The organism is Streptomyces sp. CB09001 (genome assembly GCF_003369795.1).
Classification (GTDB): domain Bacteria; phylum Actinomycetota; class Actinomycetes; order Streptomycetales; family Streptomycetaceae; genus Streptomyces.
The window spans coordinates 2,682,379-2,701,710 of sequence record NZ_CP026730.1 but is presented as its reverse complement, the minus strand read 5'-3'; the positions used below and the strand labels follow the sequence as shown (position 1 = coordinate 2,701,710).

Below are 19,332 nucleotides of genomic sequence, written 5' to 3'. Positions count from 1 at the left end.
CGCCGGTTCGGCCGACTGAGCCTCGGCCGAACCGGCGTCGCCTCCGCCGCCCTCAGGCAGCCCTCAGGCGGTCGGACGGCCCATCGCCCGGTACGTCCAGCCGGCCTTCCGCCACCGCGCCGGGTCCAGGGCGTTGCGCCCGTCCAGGATCACCCGGGCCGCCGCCGCCTCGCCGAGCGTCTCCGGGTCCAGCTCGCGGAACTCCCGCCACTCGGTGAGGTGCAGGACGACGTCCGCGCCCCGCACCGCCTCCAGCGCCGAGTCGGCGTAGCCGAGGGTCGGGAAGAGCCGCCGGGCGTTCTCCATGCCCTTGGGGTCGTACACCGTCACCTGGGCGCCCTGGAGGTGCACCTGCCCGGCGACGTTCAGCGCGGGGGAGTCCCGTACGTCGTCCGAGTCGGGCTTGAAGGTGGCGCCCAGCACCGCGACCCGCTTGCCCAGGAAGGGACCGCCGCCCAGCGCCTGCCGGGTCAGCTCCACCATCTGGCCGCGCTGGCGCATGTTGATCGAGTCGATCTCGCGCAGGAAGGTCAGCGCCTGGTCGGCGCCCAGCTCACCGGCGCGGGCCATGAAGGCGCGGATGTCCTTCGGCAGACAGCCGCCGCCGAAGCCGATCCCGGCCCGCAGGAACTTCTTGCCGATCCGGTCGTCGTACCCGATCGCCTCCGCCAGCTTGGCGACGTCGCCGCCGGCCGCCTCGCAGACCTCCGCCATCGCGTTGATGAAGGAGATCTTGGTGGCGAGGAAGGAGTTCGCGGCGGTCTTCACCAGCTCGGCCGTGGGGAAGTCCGTGACGACGAACGGCGAGCCCTCCGCGATCGGCGTCGCGTACACCTCGCGCAGCAGCTTCTCGGCCCGCTCGCTGCGTACGCCGACCACCAGCCGGTCGGGGTGCAGGGTGTCCTCGACGGCGAAGCCCTCGCGCAGGAACTCCGGGTTCCAGGCCAGCTCGGCCCCGTCGCCGGCCGGCGCGTGCTCGGCCAGGTAGGCGGCCAGCCGGTCGGCGGAGCCCACCGGCACGGTCGACTTGCCGACGACCAGCGCGGGGCCGGTCAGGTGCGGCGCCAGCGAGGCCAGCGCCGAGTCGACGTACGACATGTCGCAGGCGTACTCGCCGTGCTTCTGCGGGGTGTTCACGCACAGGAAGTGCACGTCGCCGAAGGCCGCGACCTCGGCGAAGTCGGTGGTGAAGCGCAGCCGCCCGCTGGAGCCCTCGATCCCGGCGACGTGCTTGGCGAGCAGCTCCTCCAGGCCCGGCTCGTACATCGGGACCTGGCCCCGCTGGAGCATCTCGATCTTCTCGGGCACCACGTCGAGGCCCAGCACCTCGAAACCGAGCTCGGCCATGGCCGCCGCGTGGGTGGCGCCGAGATAGCCGGTACCGATCACGGTGATCTTCAGGGCCATGGATGCGCTCCAGAGGTGTACGGCACGGTTGCGCGCCCGAGCATATCGGGGACGCGGGAAGAGCCTTTCGAGGCCTTTGGGCCGGCTGTCGTCAAGCTCACCTATCCACGGACCGGCAGGGGCTCTAAAATTTGGGTTACTTAACGGTAGTTAGCGTGCCCAGCATCACAGCGTTTTGGAGCGTGAGACACCTTGGCCGGATCGGCTGACTTCGACCTGTACCGCCCGTCCGAGGAGCACGACATGCTCCGGGACGCCGTCCGCTCGCTGGCCGAGGCGAAGATCGCGCCGTACGCCGCCGCGGTGGACGAGGAGGCCCGCTTCCCGCAGGAGGCCCTGGACGCGCTCACCGCGAACGACCTGCACGCGGTGCACGTGCCGGAGGAGTACGGCGGCGCGGGGGCCGACGCGCTCGCCACGGTCATCGTGATCGAGGAGGTGGCCCGCGCCTGCGCCTCCTCCTCCCTCATCCCGGCCGTGAACAAGCTCGGCTCGCTCCCGGTGATCCTCTCCGGCTCCGAGGAGCTGAAGAAGAAGTACATGACCCCGCTCGCCAAGGGCGACGGCATGTTCTCCTACTGCCTCTCCGAGCCCGACGCGGGCTCCGACGCGGCCGGCATGAAGACCAAGGCCGTCCGCGACGGCGACTTCTGGGTGCTCAACGGCGTCAAGCGCTGGATCACCAACGCCGGCGTCAGCGAGTACTACACCGTCATGGCGGTCACCGACCCGAGCAAGCGCTCCAAGGGCATCTCCGCCTTCGTGGTCGAGAAGTCCGACGAGGGCGTCTCCTTCGGCGCCCCGGAGAAGAAGCTCGGCATCAAGGGCTCCCCGACCCGCGAGGTCTACCTCGACAACGTCCGCATCCCCGCCGACCGCATGATCGGCGCGGAGGGCACCGGCTTCGCCACCGCGATGCAGACGCTGGACCACACCCGCGTCACCATCGCCGCCCAGGCCCTCGGCATCGCCCAGGGCGCCCTCGACTACGCCAAGGGCTACGTCAAGGAGCGCAAGCAGTTCGGCAAGCCGATCGCCGACTTCCAGGGCATCCAGTTCATGCTCGCCGACATGGCCATGAAGATCGAGGCCGCCCGCCAGCTCACGTACGCGGCCGCCGCCAAGTCCCAGCGCGGTGACAGCGACCTCACCTTCCAGGGTGCCGCCGCCAAGTGCTTCGCCTCGGACGTGGCCATGGAGGTCACCACGGACGCCGTCCAGCTGCTCGGCGGCTACGGCTACACCCGGGACTACCCGGTGGAGCGCATGATGCGCGACGCCAAGATCACGCAGATCTACGAGGGCACCAACCAGGTCCAGCGCATCGTCATGGCGCGCAACCTGCCGTAGCGGCCGGGGTCTTGTCAGCGAGGGGCGTCCGCCGGCGGGCGCCCCTCGCTCGTCGTGACCGATTGTCAGTGGTGGATGAGACGGTGGATCCATCGAGTCGGGAAGCCGCCGAGCGGCAATCGGTAAGAGGGGGAGCCGCCATGCCCAAGAGCCAGAACTACATCAACCACGTCGCTCTCGTGCTGGACGCCAGTTCGTCCATGCGGCGGCTGAGCCACAAGGTGGTCGAGGTCGCCGACCAGCAGATCGCCTACCTGGCCCGCCGGTCGCAGGAGCTGGACCAGGAGACCCGCGTCACGGTGTACGTCTTCGCCGACCAGGTGGAGTGCGTCATCTACGACAAGGACGTGCTGCGGATGCCGTCGCTGAAGCAGATGTACCGGGTCGGCGGCATGACGGCACTGCTGGCGGCCACGCTCAAGTCGCAGCGGGAGCTGGCGCAGACGGCCCAGCTGTACGGCGACCACAGCTTCCTGACCTTCGTCCTCACCGACGGGCAGGAGAACGTGAGCCACCGCTGCCCGGACGCCCCCGTCAGGGACCCGCGCGCCCTGGTCGAGGCCGTGTCCCGGATGATCGAGACGCAGGCGGACAACTGGACGCTGGCCGTCCTCGTGCCGGACCAGATGGGCAAGCGCGAGGCCATGCAGTACGGGTTCCCCAAGGACAACATCGCCATCTGGGACGCCACGAGCACCCAGGGCCTCGAGGAGGCCGGACAGGTCATCCAGGAGGCCACCGAGAAGTTCATGGTGGGGCGCACCAAGGGCATCCGGGGCTCGCGGGCCGTGTTCTCCACGGGCGGCGACGCGGTCAACAAGGACACCATCAAGGCGGCCGGCCTCACGCCGGTGGAGTCGTCGAAGTACCAGTTGATCGACGTCACCCGCGACGTGGCGATCCGGGACTGGGTCGTCGAGCGCGGGCACACCTACCGCACCGGTGGTGCGTTCTACCAGCTGAGCAAGTCGGAGAAGGTCCAGCCGAAGAAGCAGATATCGGTGCTGGAGAAGAAGACGGACCGGGTGTACACGGGGCCCGAGGCCCGCGCCCTGCTCGGCCTGCCGGACGTGGAGGTCCGCATCAAGCCCGACCACAACGACGAGTTCACGATCTTCGTGCAGAGCACGAGCGTGAACCGGAAGCTCGTACCGAACACACGGCTCCTGCTCATGCTCTGACGCCGCCGACGCCCGGGGTGGGGTGGCGCCCCGGGCAGGGGTCAGTCCTCGTACCCCTGCGCCACCCGCCGCTCCCGAAGTTCCATGATCGCGCGGCGGCGGGCCAGGCGGTGGGTGCGGCGGATCTGGGCCTCCTGGTAGCGCCGCTTGTCCTTCTCGGTCTCGGGCAGCACCGGCGGCACCGTGCGCGGCTTGCCGTCGGCGTCCACGGCCGCGAAGACCAGGTAGGCCGAGCCGACCTGGGTGGCCGGGGTCGACTCGTTCCAGCGCTCGGCCAGGACCCGGACGCCCACCTCCATGGAACTGCGGCCGGTCCAGTTGACCTGGGCCTTCACATGGACGAGGTCGCCGACGCGGACCGGTTCGAGGAAGGCCATCTCGTCCATGGACGCGGTGACGGCGGGCCCGCCGGAGTGCCGTCCGGCCACGGCGCCCGCCGCGTCGTCGACGAGCTTCATGATCACACCGCCGTGCACCGTGCCCAGAAGGTTGGTGTCGCTGTGCGTCATGATGTGACTGAGGGTGGTGCGGGACGCCGAGGTCGGCTTGCCCGGGATCTCCGGGGCCGTCGACTGCGCGGCCGAGGCCTGTTCTGCCTGGTCTGTCATGGCCTCCACCTTATGCCGGGGCTACACCGGCGTGATTTTGTGTCGGGTTCGCAACAGCACTGCCCTGATTTTCCGACATACCTTGTAACGCCCACGGGGCGGCCCTGCACACTGGTGCGCATGAATGATTGGCCCGAGGGATGGTCCGGTGACAACCGCGGCAGCGGCTACGGGCGCGGCAGCGCGAGCGCACGGCCGGAGAGCGCACGCGTGATGCGTCAGGTCCGCCGCGGCGCGACGCCGCCGCCCGGCCCGGGCCCGGCGGCCCCGCCGTACGGCGCCGGGGTGCCCCAGCAGCCGTCGTACACCGACGGTCAGGGACACGGCGGCGACGGCTACGACAGCGGCTACAACACCGGCCAGGTCTACGGCGGCGGCGGTGGCCAGGGGCCCGGCCGCCAGGCACAGGGCCGGCCCGCGCCGAACTGGCGCCGCCGGATCAAGTGGACCGCCATCACGGTGGTGACCGTGCTGGTCGTCACCACCGTCGGCACCTACTTCTGGGCCGACTCCAAGCTCAACCGCGACGTCGACCTGTCCAAGGTCATCGAGCGGCCCGGGGCCGGCGAGGGCACGAACTACCTCATCGTCGGGTCCGACAGCCGCGAGGGCATGTCCAAGGACGAGATGAAGGACCTGCACACCGGCTACGCCGAGGGCAAGCGCACCGACTCGATGATGATCCTGCACACCGGGGACAACGGGTCGACGCTGATCTCCCTGCCCCGCGACTCGGACGTGGAGATCCCGAGCTTCGTCGGCTCCGAGTCCGGCAAGAAGTACCCGGGCACGGGCCGGCACACCAAGCTGAACGCCGCCTACGCCGAGGACGGCCCCGAGCTGCTGGTGCGCACCGTCGAGCACAACACCGGGCTGCGCCTGGACCACTACGTGGAGATCGGCTTCGGCGGCTTCGCGAACATCGTGGACGCGGTCGGCGGTGTCGAGATCGACATCCCGCAGGACATCAAGGACAAGAAGTCCGGCGCCGACCTCAAGAAGGGCAAGCAGACCCTGGACGGCCAGGAGGCCCTCGCCTTCGTCCGCACCCGGTACGCGCTGGCCGGCTCCGACCTGGACCGCACCAAGAACCAGCAGAAGTTCCTGTCGGCGCTGGCGAGCCAGGTGGCCACCCCGTCGACGGTCCTCAACCCGTTCAAGCTCTACCCCACGATGGGCGCCGGCCTGGACTCCCTGATCGTCGACAAGGACATGGGCCTGTTCGACCTGGCGAGCATGTTCTGGGCGATGAAGAGCGTCAGCGGCGGCGAGGGCATCTCGATGAACATGCCGATCTCGGGCAGCGTCGGCGGCAACCTCAAGTGGGACGACGCGAAGGTGAAGAAGCTCGTCGAGGAGCTGAAGAACGACGAGAAGGTCACCGTCTCCGGCAACTGAGCCGGAGGTCACCGTCTCCGGCAACTGAGCCGGCGCGCGCCGGTGAGCCCCGGCGCGCCTCACTCCTTGCCGCAGACCACCTCGTCGCCCCGCACCACCGTGCCGGACTCCTGCGGCGGGTCGGCCGGCCGCACCTTCGCCACCTTCCCGAAGTCGGCGCCCGCGATCACCTTCAGCGTGGCGCCCTGCCCCTTGACCGGCTTCAGCTCGCTGCCCGGCAGCGCGGCGGCCAGTGACTTCGCCGACTGGTCCCAGCGCGGGTCGTAGGCGACGACGGTCCGCTCGACCGTCCGGTCCCCGGCGTTCCGCGGTGCCTTGGTGGTGCGGAACCCGGTCGCCGCCAGCGCGTCGTCCACCCGCTTGCCCAGCCCGGAGGTGCGGGTGCCGTTCTCCACCTGGACGCGGATCTGCTTCGGGTCCACCGGGACCCGCACCGGCGCCGGTCCCTTCGGCTGCGGTTTCGGCGCGGCCAGCGGCTTGTCCTCGCGCAGGGCGTCGAAGAGCCGTTCCGACTTGGCCGGGTCCCACTTCAGCGTCGAACCGACGCCCTTGACGGCGTAGCCCATCTGCCCGATCGGCACGGTGGTGAACTCGGAGGACGACGGCGAGAAGTTCCGCATCGCCCGCCCGAGCGTCAGCAGCTCGTCGGTGCCGAAGCCCTGGTCGGCCCGGACCGAGCCGAGGACGGCCCGGGTGACGTCGCGGAACTTCAGCGGGTTCAGCAGGATCCCCGAGGAGGTCGCCCGGTCGATCAGGGCGGCCAGGAAGCGCTGCTGACGCTTCATCCGGCTCAGGTCCGAGGCGCCGTCGAGGTGGCGGGCTCGCACGTACTGCAGCGCCTGCCCGCCCATCAGGGTGTGCGAGCCGGCCGGCAGATCGAGCCCCGTGTAGCTGTCCTTGAGCGGCTGGACCGTGCAGATCTTGACCCCGCCGAGGACGTCCACGGTCTTCATGAAGCTGGTGAAGTCGACCTCCAGATAGTGGTCGATCTTCACCCGGGTCATGTTCTCCACGGTGCGGATGGTCAGCTGCGGGCCGCCCTCGGCATAGGCCGCGTTCAGCTTGAGCGGATGCCCCTTGTGGTGCTCGCCGGTGGTGCGGTCGGTGTGGCCGGGCGTCTCGGCGTACGAGTCGCGCGGCAGGCTGACCACGCTCGCGCGCTCCCGGTCCTCCGAGATGTGCACGATCATGATCGTGTCGGTGCAGTGGCAGGGGGCGCCGCCCAGCCGGTACTTGCGCCGCTCCTCCTCGGTGATCTCGTCCCGGCCGTCGGTGCCGACCATCAGCACGTTCATGCCGTCGCCCGCCCGCGGCCGGTTCTTCATGTCCTTGAACGCGTCGAACCGCGAGATGTCCGAGTCCAGACTCGAGAGCACCGCGTGCCCGATCCCGGCGGAGGCGAGCACCACCACCGACAGCGCGGTCACCGTCCGCATGGCCCAGCGCGGCTTCCTCCGCCGCACGGGGGGCCTCGGCGGGCGCCCGGACGGCCGGGGGCCGCCGCGCTGCGGCGGTGGCCCGCCCCGGTTGGTCGAGGCCGGGACCCGGGACGAGCGGGGCGGCGTGGGCAAGGGGACACCTCCGCGGGGACGGGGCCCTGGACGTGGACCGTGCGGCCGGACATGGCAGTGACGCGGGATTCGTGAGCACCGTAGGCCCATACGATCTGCTGCCCGGGCTGTGACCCCCGCGGCGCGCACCCGTGTCCCCCGTTCGCGGTAACGTGAGCGTCGGTGAGGGCCAGGTCCGACGTGCGGCTGCCCGCCGTTTCCGTGATCATGCCCGACCGGCCGGACGCCGGCCTCGCCGCCTGTCCGATGACGGGCGTCAGGACCAGGTGAACGCCGGGTTCACGTGCATGCAGGCGCTGTCGTCCGCGCCGTTGAGGGCCTCGGCCGACTCGGGGGTGCGGTCGTCGCTCTCGGGCGCCCGGTAGGCCGTGTCCTCGCGCCAGTCGGCGCCCACGACGAGCGTGACGCCGGAGACGTCCGTCGACCGCTGCACCGAACTCGCCGGGATCCCGAGGGACTTGGCGACGCGGCGGGCGTCGCCCTCCAGGTCGGCGCTCGGGTAGCGGATCACCGTACGGTCCTCGCTCGGCAGCACCGACGGGTCCGCGACCGCCTTCGTGAAGCCCCGCTCCACCAGCAGCCCGGTGACCGTGTTCGCGCGTCCGGGGGCGGTGCCCAGTTCGTCGCTGTGAGTGCCGTTGCGGACCTGTACCGCGATGTCGCCGTCGGGTGCGGCCGGGTCGGCCGGGAGCTCCGGCTCCGCGTCGGGCTTCTTCTTCGCGTCCTTGCCGTCCAGCGCGATGTCCTCGCGCACCAGCCGGAACAACTGCTCCGCGTCCTCGGTCGGCTCGACGCGGGCGCCCACGTACCGGTTGGGCATCGTGGTCATGGTGATGCGCTCGGGCTTCACCGTGCGCAGCTCGTTGCTGAGGTCGTACAGCTTCTTGACCGAGTCCAGGCCGGGGTCGACGGTGAGCGCTGCGGTGGCCTCCTCGGCGAGCCTGCGCAGCTTGTTCGGGCTGCTGAGGGTCGCGTTCTCGCGCAGCACCCGGACCATCGAGTTCAGGTACATGTGCTGGGCCTTGGCCCGCGCCAGGTCGCTGCCGTCCTCGAAGCCGTACCGGGTGCGCAGCCACTGCAGGGCCTGCTCGCCCTTGACCGGGTGCGTGCCCTTCTCCAGCTTCAGACCGGAGCCGTGGCCCCCGGCGTCGCGCGAGTGGATGTTGGCGTCCACGCAGACCGGGACGCCGCCGACGGCGTCGGCCATCGAGACCACGCCCGCGAAGTCGACCATCACGAAGTGGTCGATGTGGATGCCGGTCAGCTCCTGCCAGGTGGCCACCGTGCAGCCGGGTCCGCCGTGGCCGAGGCTCTGGTTGGTCATCACCCGGCCCTCGCTCGCCGGGTGGACCTCGCCGTCGTCCGGGTCGGTGCACTTCGGTATCTCGAGCAGGGTGTCGCGCGGCATGCTGACCACCGACATGTTGCTGCGGTCGGCGGACAGGTGCACCAGCATCTGCACGTCCGCCAGCGGCGTGGAGCCGAACGTCTCGCGGGCGCCGCCGAGTTGCTGGTTCTCCTCGCTGTCCCGCGCGTCCGAGCCGATGACGAGGATGTTCAGCGGGGTCTGCCCGGCCGCGTTCGGCGTCGGCGCGGCGACCTTGCCGTCGCCCAGGTTCAGGGCGTCCTGCTTGATGTTGTCGTTGAGGTGCTCGTAGTAGAGGTAACCCGCTCCGGCCGTGCCGGCCAGCACCACGGCGAGCACCACCGCGGTCCAGCGCAGGACCCCCCGGCGTTTGCGCGGACGGGGGCCTTCGGTGCCGCGCTCGGTTTCGTCCTCGGTGTCGTCCGTGGGTTCGCCCTTGGTGTCGGCGACACCGTTGTCGCCGTCCCCCCGGACGGTCTCCTCACGCTCGGGGGCGTCTGCCGCGCCCTCGTCCGTGTCCTCCCCCTGCACACTGCTCCGCGTCACGTCCGCGTCCCTCCCCACCCCCGGGCCACCGCGTGGGCCCGTCGCCGCCCTGTGAGACGTACGACAGGCCCCTCAGGTCAACTGGCGCACAGCTTCTGGTCGGCCGTGGACTCGGTGTCCAGGTCCGGCTTCTTGACGGAGCCGTCGAGCTTGACGCCCGCGCCCTTGAAGTCCTTGCCGAGGGTGAGGGTCATGGTGGGCAGGCCCTGGGAGTTGGTGACGCTCTCGCCGGGCTTCATGGCGGCGCCGGACAGGCCGAGGATCTCGGCGAGGGCGCGGGCCTGGTCGGCCTGGTCGGGGGCGTACTCCAGGGTGGTCTTCGCGATGTCGGCGGGGGCGTTGCCCGCGTTCTCCGACTTGGAGACCCCGGCCTGGGTCTGCAGGTAGGCCAGTTCCTGCTGGGCGCTGCCGGTGGGGGCGCCGCCGTTCATGACGCGGACGCGGACCTCGCCGGGCTCGGACTTCTCGCCCTTGAGCCGGGCGGCGACCTCGGCCTTCTCCTTCTTTTTCTTCTGCTCGACCTCGGTGAAGGAGATGTCGTTCTTGATCATGTCGAAGACCTGGGGGCCCTTGGCCTCGTTCACGACCACCGTCGCCTTGACCTTCTCGGCCGGGTTGTCGATCACCGGCACCGTGGTGAACGTGATGTTCTTCGTCGGCACCTTCTTCAGCTCCAGGGCGATGTCCTTGAGCGTGCCCACCTTGCCGATGGCGCTGTCCACGGTGAGGGCCTTGGTCGCGGCCTCGGCGAGTTTCACCAGCTTGGTGGGGCTGGTGAGGGTGTCGCCGGAGGCCATCTTGCGCATCAGCGAGCCCAGGAACTGCTGCTGCACCTTGATGCGGTCCAGGTCGCCCTCGTTGCCGAAGGCGTGCCGGGTGCGGACGAAGGCCAGTGCCTGCTCGCCCTCGACCTTGGACTCGCCCGCGGGCAGCTCGAGATGGGACTTCGGGTCGTCCACGGCGTGCTCCACGCACACGTCGACCCCGTCGACCGCCGTGGTGAGCGTCTTGACCGCGTTGAAGTCGGCCATCATGAAGTGGTCCGGCTTGATGCCGGTCGTCTCCGCCACCGTGCGCATCGTGCAGCCCGCGTCCCGGCCGAAGTCGCCGAGGCTCTGGTTGAAGCGGACGTCGGAGGTACCGGGGACGACCTTCTTCGTCCCGTCCTCCTGCGTCGTCTCGCAGTCGGGGATGTCGACGATCAGGTCGCGGGGGATGCTGAGCGCGGTGGCGTTGGAGCGGTCCTTGGCGACGTGCAGCAGGATGTTGGTGTCCGCGTGCCCGGCGCTGCCCTTGTCGCCGTAGCCCTCGTTGCCCTCACCGGTGCGCTTGTCGGTGCCGATGATGAGGATGTTGAAGGCCTCGTCCTTCTTGAAGCTGCTGCTTCCGGCGGTGCCGACGTCCGTCGTCGAGACGTTGCCTTCAAGGTGCTTGAGGTAGACGTAGCCGCCCACACCGGCCACCAGGACGACGAAGGCCATGCTGCCGCCGGTCCACAGCAGGACCCGCTTGCCCCTGGACTTCTTCTTCTCCGGCCGACGTCCGCGCCGCCCGGGCACCGGCGCCTCGGGCTCCGGACGCCGCCGCCGCTGGGGCGGCACCTCACGGCCCGGAGCGGTCGTACGGCGCCCCGCCGTACGGGGGCCTTCCGCGCGGGGCCCCGGCACGGACGACTCCGGTGCGGAGGGGGACAGTCGCAGTTCGTACTCACCGGTCCGCGGATTCAGCACCCACTGGTCTGCGGGATCGACGTCGTCTGCCCGCCCACGTCCTTGCGCGTCCACGGTCTCCCAATCCTCCGTCGGGGGCCACGCGGCACCTTCCTCTGAAGGTGCCCGGTAAAAGTCAACAAGTGCACGACGCCAGGGCGGACCTCGCGGCAGGGGGCACCGGAGCGCTCACACTATCCGCCTGGTTCGGCGTCGAACGACCCTGGTGTCACGATCGTCACCCCTACAACAGGGCATTCCCTCCTATTTTCGTGAACTCCTACCATCGGTAGGGCTTGTAGACGTCCATGCACTTGCTGGTGTCCGAGCCGTTGATGGCGTCGCTGGTCTCCGGCAGGTCTCCGGCCTCGGGCGTCTTCTGCTTCGGATAGGACGTCCCCTCGCGCCAGTCAGCTCCCACGACGAGAGTGATCCCGGACACGTCCGTGGACTTGCGCACCGCGTTCGCGGGGATCCCCAGCGCCTCGGCGACACGCCGCGCGTCCCCCGCCAACTCGTCGCTCGGGTAACGCACTACGGTCCGCTCCTCGGAGAGCGCCGCCGAGGTGTCCTTGGCCGCCTTGGCGAAGCCCTTGTCCACCAGCCTCCCGGCGATGTCACCGGCCCGGCCGGTGACCGGGCCCAGGGTGGCCGAGCGGGTGGCGTTCTGGACGAGGACGCCGATCTCGGAGTCGGCGGCGGGCTCGTCGGAGGGCTGCCCGGTGTCGCCCTGCGCGCCGGCGTCGGCCTTGCCGTCTCCCGTGCCCGTGTCCTTCTTCTCCTTCGTGCCCTTGTCGTCGAAGGACACGTCGTCGCGGAGCATCGCCCACATCCTGTCGGCGTCGGGGGCCGGAAGCAGGTGGTTCTTGTCCTCGGGGTCCTCGACGGTGGGGATCGTGGTCATGGTGAGGCGGTCCGTGGGCACCGTCTTGAGCTGCATGCCCAGGTCGTACAGCTTCTTCACGGTGCCGATCTCCTCGGACACCGTCAGCGACTTCGTGGCGGCCTCGGCCAGGTCCATCAGCCGGCCGGCGTCCGTGAAGACGTTCTGGCTCTTCAGCGTGCGGATCATCGAGTTCATGTACATGTGCTGGGCCCGGGCCCGCAGCGGGTCGCTGCCCCAGGCGTGCCGGGTGCGCAGCCACTGCAGCGCCTGCTCGCCCTCGACCTTCTTCCGGCCGGCGGTCATCTTCAGGCCGGAGCCGCCGGGCACGCCCGGCAGCGGGCGGTCCCACACGTTCTGGTTCACGCACACCTCGACCCCGCCGATGGCGTCCGCCATCGAGACGACGCCCGCGAAGTCGATCGTCATCCAGTGGTCGATGTAGACCCCGGTGAGGTTCTCCCAGGTGGCCAGCGTGCAGCCGGCGCCGCCGCGGGCCAGCGAGGTGTTGATGATGGCGTTGGTCGCCGGGAACTTCTCGCCGCTGTCGGGGTTCTCGCAGGCCGGGATGTCGACCCGGGTGTCCCGGGGGATGCTCACCACCGAGGCGCTCTTGCGGTCGGCGGACAGGTGGATCAGCATCTGCACGTCGGCCAGCGGCGGGTTGTCGCGGTGGTTCTTGCCGCCGCCCAGCGCCACGTTGGCGTCGGAGGCGCGGCTGTCGGAGCCGAGCAGCAGGATGTTCAGCGGCGTCTGTCCGGCCGCGTTCGGCTCGGCCTTGTGCGCCTTGGAGTCGCCGCTGCTGCGCTCGCCCTTGTCGATGTTGCCGTTCAGGTGCTGGTAGTAGAGGTATCCGGCGCCGGCCGTGCCGAGTATCAGTACCGCGAGGGTTGTCGCGGACCACCTCAGTGCCCGGTGCCGACGCCCTCCCGCGCGCCGCCGCCCGGGGCGCCCGCCGTGGCCGCCGTTGCCACCCGGGCCGCCCCGCCCGCCCGTTCCCGCCCCGCCCTCGTCACGGCCGCTGCGTCCGGCTCGCCTGCCGCGGGCGTGCCGGACCGTGTCGGGTCGCGTTCCCTCCCCGCGCACACTGCTCTGCGTCATGCCTCTCCCACCCTCGGACCCGCGAACGTGCTCCCGCACGCGACCTGTTCGCACAGTTGGACGTACGAAGCCTCGCGTTGGCTGTACGACGCCCGGTGGTTTGTTCGCGGTTGGACCGGTCGACCGATGGACTGTCGTACTGTCAGACGTGCGTGGAGGCCCTCAGGTCACTTCGCGCACTCGACCTTGTCCGCCGTGGACTTCTGGAGGTCCTCCGGTGCCTTGGCGGAGGTGGCGTCGAGCTTGACGCCCGCGCCCTTGAAGTCCTTGCCGAGGGTGAGGGTCATGGCGGGCAGGCCCTGGGAGTTGGTGACGCTCTCCCCGGGCTTCATGGCGGCGCCGGACAGGCCGAGGATCTCGGCGAGGGCGCGGGCCTGGTCGGCCTGGTCGGGGGCGTACTCCAGGGTGGTCTTCGCGATGTCGGCGGGGGCGTTGCCCGCGTTCTCCGACTTGGTGACGCCCGCCTCGTTCTGGAGGTAGGTCAGCTCCCGCCCCGCGCTGCCGGACGAGGCGCCGCCGTTGAGGACGCGGACGCGGACCTCGGAGGGCTCGGACTTCTCGCCCTCAAGGCGGGCGGCGACCGCGGCGTCCTCCTTGTTCTTCTTCTCCTTCTCCTGCTTCTTGACCTCGGTGAAGGAGATGTCGTTCTTGACCATGTCGAAGACCTGCTGGGCGGGGCCGTCCTTGAGGACGACGGTCACCGGCGTCTCCTCGGCCGGGTTGTCCTTCACCGGGACCGTGGCGAAGGTGAGGTTCTTGGTGTCGAGCTTGCCCAGCTCCAGACCGAGGTCCTTCAGCTTGCCGATGCTCTTCAGCTTGGCGTCGACGGTCAGCGCATCGGTGCCCGCCTCGGCCAGCTTCACCATCTTGGTCGGGCTGGTGAGCGTGTCGTTGGACTTCAGCTTGCGCATCAGCGAGCTGAGGAACTGCTGCTGGAGCTCGATACGGCTCAGGTCGCCGCCGAATCCGACCGAGTGCCGGGTGCGGACGAAGGCGAGTGCCTCCTCGCCCTCGACGGTGTGCTTGCCCGCCGACAGGTTCAGGTGCGAGTCGGGGTCGTCGATGTCCTTGGCCAGACAGACCTCGACCCCGCCGACCGCCGAGGAGAGGGTCTTGACCGCGTTGAAGTCGGCCACCATGAAGTTGTCGGGCGTGACGCCGGTCAACTCGGTGACGGTCCGCATGGTGCAGCTGGGCGTGCGGCCGCTCTGGCCGAGGCTGGTGTTGAAGCGGACACCGGAGGAACCCGGGATGACCTTCGTGCTCCCGTCCTCCTGCGTGGTCGGGCAGTCGGGGACGTCGACGATCAGGTCGCGCGGGATGCTGAGTGCGGTCGCGTTGGAGCGGTCCTTGGAGACGTGCAGCAGGAGCGTGGTGTCGGCGTGGCCCGCGCTGCCCTTGTCGCCGTAGCCGTCGTTGCCGGAACCGGTGCGCTTGTCCGTGCCGATCAGCAGGATGTTGATCGCCTGGTCCTTCTGGAACCCGCCGGTGCTCGCGCCGTCGTCGGGGAGGGACTCGATGTTGTCGTTGAGGTGCTGCAGGTAGAGGTATCCGGCGGCGCCGACGGCGAGGACGACGAACGCCATCGTGCCGCCGGTCCACAGCAGGATCTTCTTGCCCCGCGACTTCTTCTTCGCCGGCCGCCGGCGACCGCGCCGGCCGGGTGGCGGCTCCTCGCGCTCACGCCGGCCGGGCGGTGGCGGCTCCTCGGGCGTCGCGCGGCGTCTGCGGGGCACCGGAATCTCGGGATCCGGTGCGGGGGTGGCCCGGCGGGGCCTCGGAACGGGTGACTGCGGTGCGGAAGGGGACAGTCGCAGTTCGTAGTCACCGGTGTCCGGATTGAGTACCCACTGGTCTGCGGGGTCGATGTCCTCCGCCCGCCCACGGCCTTGCGCGTCCACGGTTGTCCGAATCCTCCGTCGGGGCCACGCGGCGCCCTCCCCTCCGGGCGCACGGTCTCGCTCACGTCAGTTCAGTGCGTGGCCAGGGCTGAAGTCCGCGGCCGGGCACACCGGATCGCTCACACTAACCGCCCCCTTCGGCGTAGGGCGACGGCAGTGACGCATTCCACGAACCTTACAACTGGGCAATCCGGGCCATTTCTTGGACAATTGCCCGCGCGTTCGTGCCCGCCCTGCATGCGGGTGGCTTCTTTTTGGAATGCGCTTTACTCGCAGACGTCCTCGTCGGCGGTGTTCCCGCTGAACGTGGGCGCCGGGGAATCGGGGTCACCGGGTTCGCCGGAATTCGCCGTACCGCCCGTCGAGTCCCGTCGGGCAGCCGTGATCGTCACGGGTTCGTCCGTGCGCAGGCGGGTGAACAGCTTCTCCGCGGCGGGCTGCACGAGCTGGTCCCGATTGGCGTCGCCCGAGTAGGACTCCCGGGGGACGGTCAGGAATTGCACGCGCTCGGTGGGAATCCCGCGCAGCCCACGCACAAGGTCGTACAAATCGCGCAGACTCGCCAGGCCCGGGTCCGTGGTGAGCGACGACGTGGCGGCGTCCAGAACGGGGTACAGCTTCACCGGATTCAGCAGCACGTCATTGCTCTGCACCTTGCTCACGAGCGCTCCCAGGAAGCGCTGCTGCCGGTCCATCCGGTCGGTGTCGCTGCCGTCGCCGAGCGACTTCCGCGCCCGGACGTACCCGAGCGCCTGCTCCCCGTCGAGCGTCACCCGGCCCGCGGGCAGTTTCAGCTTGGCGTCCTTGTCGTCGACCGGCTTTCGCAGGCACACCTCGACGCCGTCGAGCGCGTCGACCATCTCCTTGAAGCCCTCGAAGTCGACGACCACGTGGTGGTCGATCCGGATGCCGGTCAGCTTCTCCACCGTACGGATGGAGCACGCCGAACCGCCCACGGCGAAGGCGTAGTTGAACTGCTGGAGCGCCGGCTCGGTGAGTGACCCGTCCGGCCGGTGGCAGCCGGGGACGTCCACCATCAGGTCGCGGGGGAGGGAGACGGCGGTGACGCTGTCCCGGCCCGCGGCCAGGTGCAGCAGGATCGTGGTGTCCGACCGCTCGGTCCCGGAGTCCCGCCCGTAGCGCGCGTTGCCGTCCCCGGACCGGGAGTCCGACCCGATCAGCAGGACGTTCTGCGCGCCGCGCACCAGCGAGGTGGGCCGCTCCTTCTCGTACCGGGCGAGTTCGGCCGCGGCCGCCTCGTCCGCGGTGATGTTGCCGCTCAGCTTCGCGTACACGGCCCACCCGACGCCCACCGCGCCCCCTGCCAGCGCGACGACCACGATCCCGGCGATCCCCAGCCGCCGCCTGCGTCGCCGCCGCTTCAGCCCGACCCCGCTCGCGGACGCCCCGTGCCCCGGGCCCCCGCCGGAGTCCGCCGTGCCCGCGTCATCGCCCACACCTGCCTCCGTCCACACCCGCACGCTGCTACGACCATGCCCCGAGCAGCCCCGGAAGACAGCACGCAGCTAGCCCGAACGAGCGTCACCCCCGCAACCTGCGAGCAGGCGAGGCGTCCCTCGCCGGGCAACTTGCGAGCACGTGAGGCGTCCCTCGCCGGGTAACTTGCGAGCACGTGAGGCGTCCCTCGCCGGGTAACTTGCGAGCACGTGAGGCGTCCCTCGCCGGGTAACTTGCGAGCAGGCGAGGCGTCTCCCGCCGGGCAACTTGCGAGCACGTGAGGCACCCCCCGCGCAACCTGCGGGCATTCGTGCCGCCCGGGGCGGCACGGGTGGGCGCAGGCGGCACGGCACCCCGTCAGCGTCGGGCCGCGCACCTCACCTGGCGCTCACGCCGAGGCCGGGTCCGGGTTGGCTCGGTTCATCGCCTTGTTGGCGGCGCCCGGTGAGCGCTGGGCGGCGCATCTCACCTGGCGCTCACTCCGAGGCCGGGTCCGGGTCGGCTCTGGTTCATCGCCTTGTTGGCGGCGCCCCGTGAGCGCCGGGCGGCGCATCTCACCCCGCGCCCACCCCGACGCCGGGTCCACCCCACCCCACCCCGCGCCCACACCCACCCCGGGCGCCGGTCAGCTCCGGTTCATCGACTCACCGGCGTCCACCTCGACGCCGGTCCGCCAACACCCACCCCGCGAAACCTCACCGCGCCGTCGCCGAAACCCGCTCCGTCTCGATCCGCTGGTCCACCACACCCGCCGCCGCCAGCTCCAGATGCCGGCACAGCACCACCGACCCCCCACTCGCGAGCGGCCCGTACAACCCCGCGCTCAACCCCTCCCACGTGTCGTACGGCAACCCCGACAGAATCCGTGCCCCCGGCCCCGTGAGCCCCAGCCCCGACGCCTCCGCCCGAGCCCGCTCCACGACCTCGGCCCCACTGAACTCCCGCCCCGCCACGATCAGTGCGGGCGCCTCCGGCTCCACCGGCGCGTACGGCACGAACCGGTCCCCCTGCCCCGGCACCTCCACCGCGTAGTCGGCGAAGCCCTCCGGCGGCGCCGGCGCGAACCGTCCCCCCAGCGGCCGCAACGCCAGCGCGATCCGCGGACCCGAGCACGCCCGCGCCGCCTCCAGCGACTCCGGCTCCGGCCCGCTCACGACCGCGTCCGCCGCCCCCGGATCACCCGCCACGTCGGCGACGACACCCACCGACGCGCACGCCAGCAGCCACACGGCCGTCTGCCAGTGCGCCGGCAGCAGCAGCGCCACCCGGTCGCCGGGTTCGACGGAGAGTTCGTCCTGGAGCAGGTTCGCGGTCTTGGCCACCCAATTGGCGAAAGTGGCCACGGACAGTTCGACGCGTTCGCCCGTGGCGTCGTCGTAGAAGGTCACCAGGGGGCGTCCCGGGTCCGCGGCGAGCGCGGAACTCAGCAGGTCGGCAGGGGTGCGATCGGTCGCGTTCACCCGCGCAAGCGTACGCGGGACGGGTAACGCGCAACGAGCGCACGGCGGACCGCGCCACCACCGGATCGGTCCAAGGCACCCTACGACCCGTCAGATCCCCAATGGACATATTTGTAGGATCATGTCCAATATCAGGGGCATGCGTGGATTCCTAGCTTCCTCGACCGGCGTCACGTGCGCGGCGGCCCTGGCCCTCCCGCTCGCCCCGCCCGCGGCAGCCGCCACCTCCCCGGCCCCACCCCCGACGAGTTCGACCGCACGGCCCGGGGCATACGCCCCCGGCGGCACCCAGTCGCTGCCCCTCGCCCCCCTCGCCCGCGACCGTGCGCCCGGTGCGGCCGGTGCGGCCGAACAGAGCCTGCGACGCTCGGACGTACGGCACTTCTCGCTCGTCGGCGTCGTCTGGGACAGCCCCGCCACCGAACTCCACGGCCGCGTCGAGGTCCGTACTCGTGCCACCGCCACCGGCACCTGGTCCGGCTGGCAGGAACTGGAGACCCACAACGCCGACCACGCCGCCGACCCGGGTACCCCGGAGAGCGCCTCGGGCCGGGTTCGCGGGGCCACCGCACCGCTGTGGGTGGGCGAGTCCGACGGCGTCGAGGTCCGGGTGCGGGCCGGGAACACGCCCGGTACCGCCCGCTCCGCCTCGCCGCTCCCCGCCGGCCTGCGCCTCGAACTCGTCGACCCCGGCGAGGGCGCCCCGCCGCCGACGAACCGCGCGCGGACCCGGACGGAACCCTCCGTACTCCCCGCGCTTCCCGCGCGACGGAAGGCCGGGCCGCATGTCGGCCCCCGCCCGGGCATCACCACGCGCCGCGGCTGGGGCGCCGACGAGAAGCTGCGCGAGAAGGGGTTCGTGTACACGAAGAAGGTCAAGACGGCCTTCGTGCACCACTCGGCCACCGGCAACAACTACCGCTGCGCGCAGGCGCCGTCGGTCATCCGCGGTATCTACCGCTACCACGTCCACAGCACGGGCTGGCGCGACCTCGGCTACAACTTCCTCGTCGACAAGTGCGGACACATCTACGAGGGCCGGGCCGGAGGCGTGTCCAAGCCGGTGCTCGGCGCCCACACCCTGGGGTTCAACTCCAACAGCATGGGAATCGCCGTGCTCGGCACGTACAGCTCGAAGAAGCCGTCGTCGGCCGCGCTGAAGGCGATCGCCCGGCTCACCGCGTGGAAGGTCGGGCTCTACGGCATGAATCCGCGCGGGAAGACATACCTGAAGTCCGGGGGTGGCAACCTCTACCGAAAGGGCAGGAAGGTACGACTGAACGTCATCTCCGGTCATCGCGACGGCTTCGCCACGAACTGCCCCGGCACGAAGCTCTACGCCAGGCTCGGCACGGCCCGTGCGAAGGCGGCGCAGTACCAGGGCCGCTGAGCG

The 19,332-nt window shown here is 70.6% G+C and carries 13 protein-coding genes; 4 read left to right on the top strand and 9 right to left on the bottom strand.

Annotated features, from left to right (window positions below; genetic code table 11):
* Nucleotides 1–63: 63 nt before the first annotated feature.
* Entirely contained in the window at nt 64–1,407 is a 1,344-nt protein-coding gene (locus tag C4J65_RS12425; RefSeq protein WP_115742466.1) for a UDP-glucose/GDP-mannose dehydrogenase family protein, read from the bottom strand.
* A gap of 192 nt (nt 1,408–1,599) precedes the next feature.
* On the opposite strand from C4J65_RS12425, the gene C4J65_RS12420 reads away from it, so the two are divergent.
* Nucleotides 1,600–2,757, top strand: a complete 1,158-nt coding sequence (locus C4J65_RS12420; RefSeq protein ID WP_115742465.1) for an acyl-CoA dehydrogenase — start codon at nt 1,600–1,602, stop codon at nt 2,755–2,757.
* A gap of 140 nt (nt 2,758–2,897) precedes the next feature.
* The gene (locus C4J65_RS12415; RefSeq protein WP_115742464.1) at nt 2,898–3,938 is read left to right on the top strand and encodes a vWA domain-containing protein; all 1,041 of its coding nucleotides are present in this window, start codon (nt 2,898–2,900) and stop codon (nt 3,936–3,938) included.
* 41 nt (nt 3,939–3,979) lie between these two features.
* Here C4J65_RS12415 and C4J65_RS12410 read toward each other — a convergent pair whose 3' ends face one another.
* Complete coding sequence (locus tag C4J65_RS12410; protein ID WP_115742463.1) at nt 3,980–4,546, bottom strand: acyl-CoA thioesterase; 567 nt, start codon at nt 4,544–4,546, stop codon at nt 3,980–3,982.
* A gap of 120 nt (nt 4,547–4,666) precedes the next feature.
* On the opposite strand from C4J65_RS12410, the gene C4J65_RS12405 reads away from it, so the two are divergent.
* Nucleotides 4,667–5,944 (top strand): LCP family protein, encoded by a 1,278-nt coding sequence (locus tag C4J65_RS12405; RefSeq protein ID WP_205350995.1) that lies wholly within the window; start codon nt 4,667–4,669, stop codon nt 5,942–5,944.
* A gap of 59 nt (nt 5,945–6,003) precedes the next feature.
* Here the strand turns inward: C4J65_RS12405 and C4J65_RS12400 are convergent, their stop codons facing one another.
* The 7 genes from C4J65_RS12400 to C4J65_RS12370 form a co-directional block, all read right to left on the bottom strand.
* Entirely contained in the window at nt 6,004–7,380 is a 1,377-nt protein-coding gene (locus tag C4J65_RS12400) for an LCP family protein (RefSeq protein ID WP_115742461.1), read from the bottom strand.
* A gap of 391 nt (nt 7,381–7,771) precedes the next feature.
* Nucleotides 7,772–9,427: an LCP family protein gene (locus C4J65_RS12395; protein WP_115742460.1), complete on the bottom strand. Its 1,656-nt coding sequence runs from the start codon at nt 9,425–9,427 to the stop codon at nt 7,772–7,774.
* 77 nt (nt 9,428–9,504) lie between these two features.
* Nucleotides 9,505–11,211, bottom strand: coding sequence for an LCP family protein (locus C4J65_RS12390; protein ID WP_205350994.1), 1,707 nt, complete (start codon nt 11,209–11,211; stop codon nt 9,505–9,507).
* Nucleotides 11,212–11,416: 205 nt separating this feature from the next.
* Entirely contained in the window at nt 11,417–13,120 is a 1,704-nt protein-coding gene (locus tag C4J65_RS12385) for an LCP family protein (RefSeq protein ID WP_205350993.1), read from the bottom strand.
* A 167-nt stretch (nt 13,121–13,287) separates the two neighbouring features.
* Nucleotides 13,288–15,021, bottom strand: a complete 1,734-nt coding sequence (locus C4J65_RS12380) for an LCP family protein (RefSeq protein WP_115742458.1) — start codon at nt 15,019–15,021, stop codon at nt 13,288–13,290.
* A 266-nt stretch (nt 15,022–15,287) separates the two neighbouring features.
* The gene (locus C4J65_RS12375) at nt 15,288–16,478 is read right to left on the bottom strand and encodes an LCP family protein (RefSeq protein WP_115742457.1); all 1,191 of its coding nucleotides are present in this window, start codon (nt 16,476–16,478) and stop codon (nt 15,288–15,290) included.
* A 696-nt stretch (nt 16,479–17,174) separates the two neighbouring features.
* Complete coding sequence (locus tag C4J65_RS12370) at nt 17,175–17,939, bottom strand: TIGR03089 family protein (RefSeq protein ID WP_115742456.1); 765 nt, start codon at nt 17,937–17,939, stop codon at nt 17,175–17,177.
* A 139-nt stretch (nt 17,940–18,078) separates the two neighbouring features.
* On the opposite strand from C4J65_RS12370, the gene C4J65_RS12365 reads away from it, so the two are divergent.
* A complete protein-coding gene (locus C4J65_RS12365) occupies nt 18,079–19,329 on the top strand; it encodes an N-acetylmuramoyl-L-alanine amidase (RefSeq protein WP_115742455.1) in 1,251 nt (416 codons plus the stop codon).
* Nucleotides 19,330–19,332 lie beyond the last annotated feature (3 nt).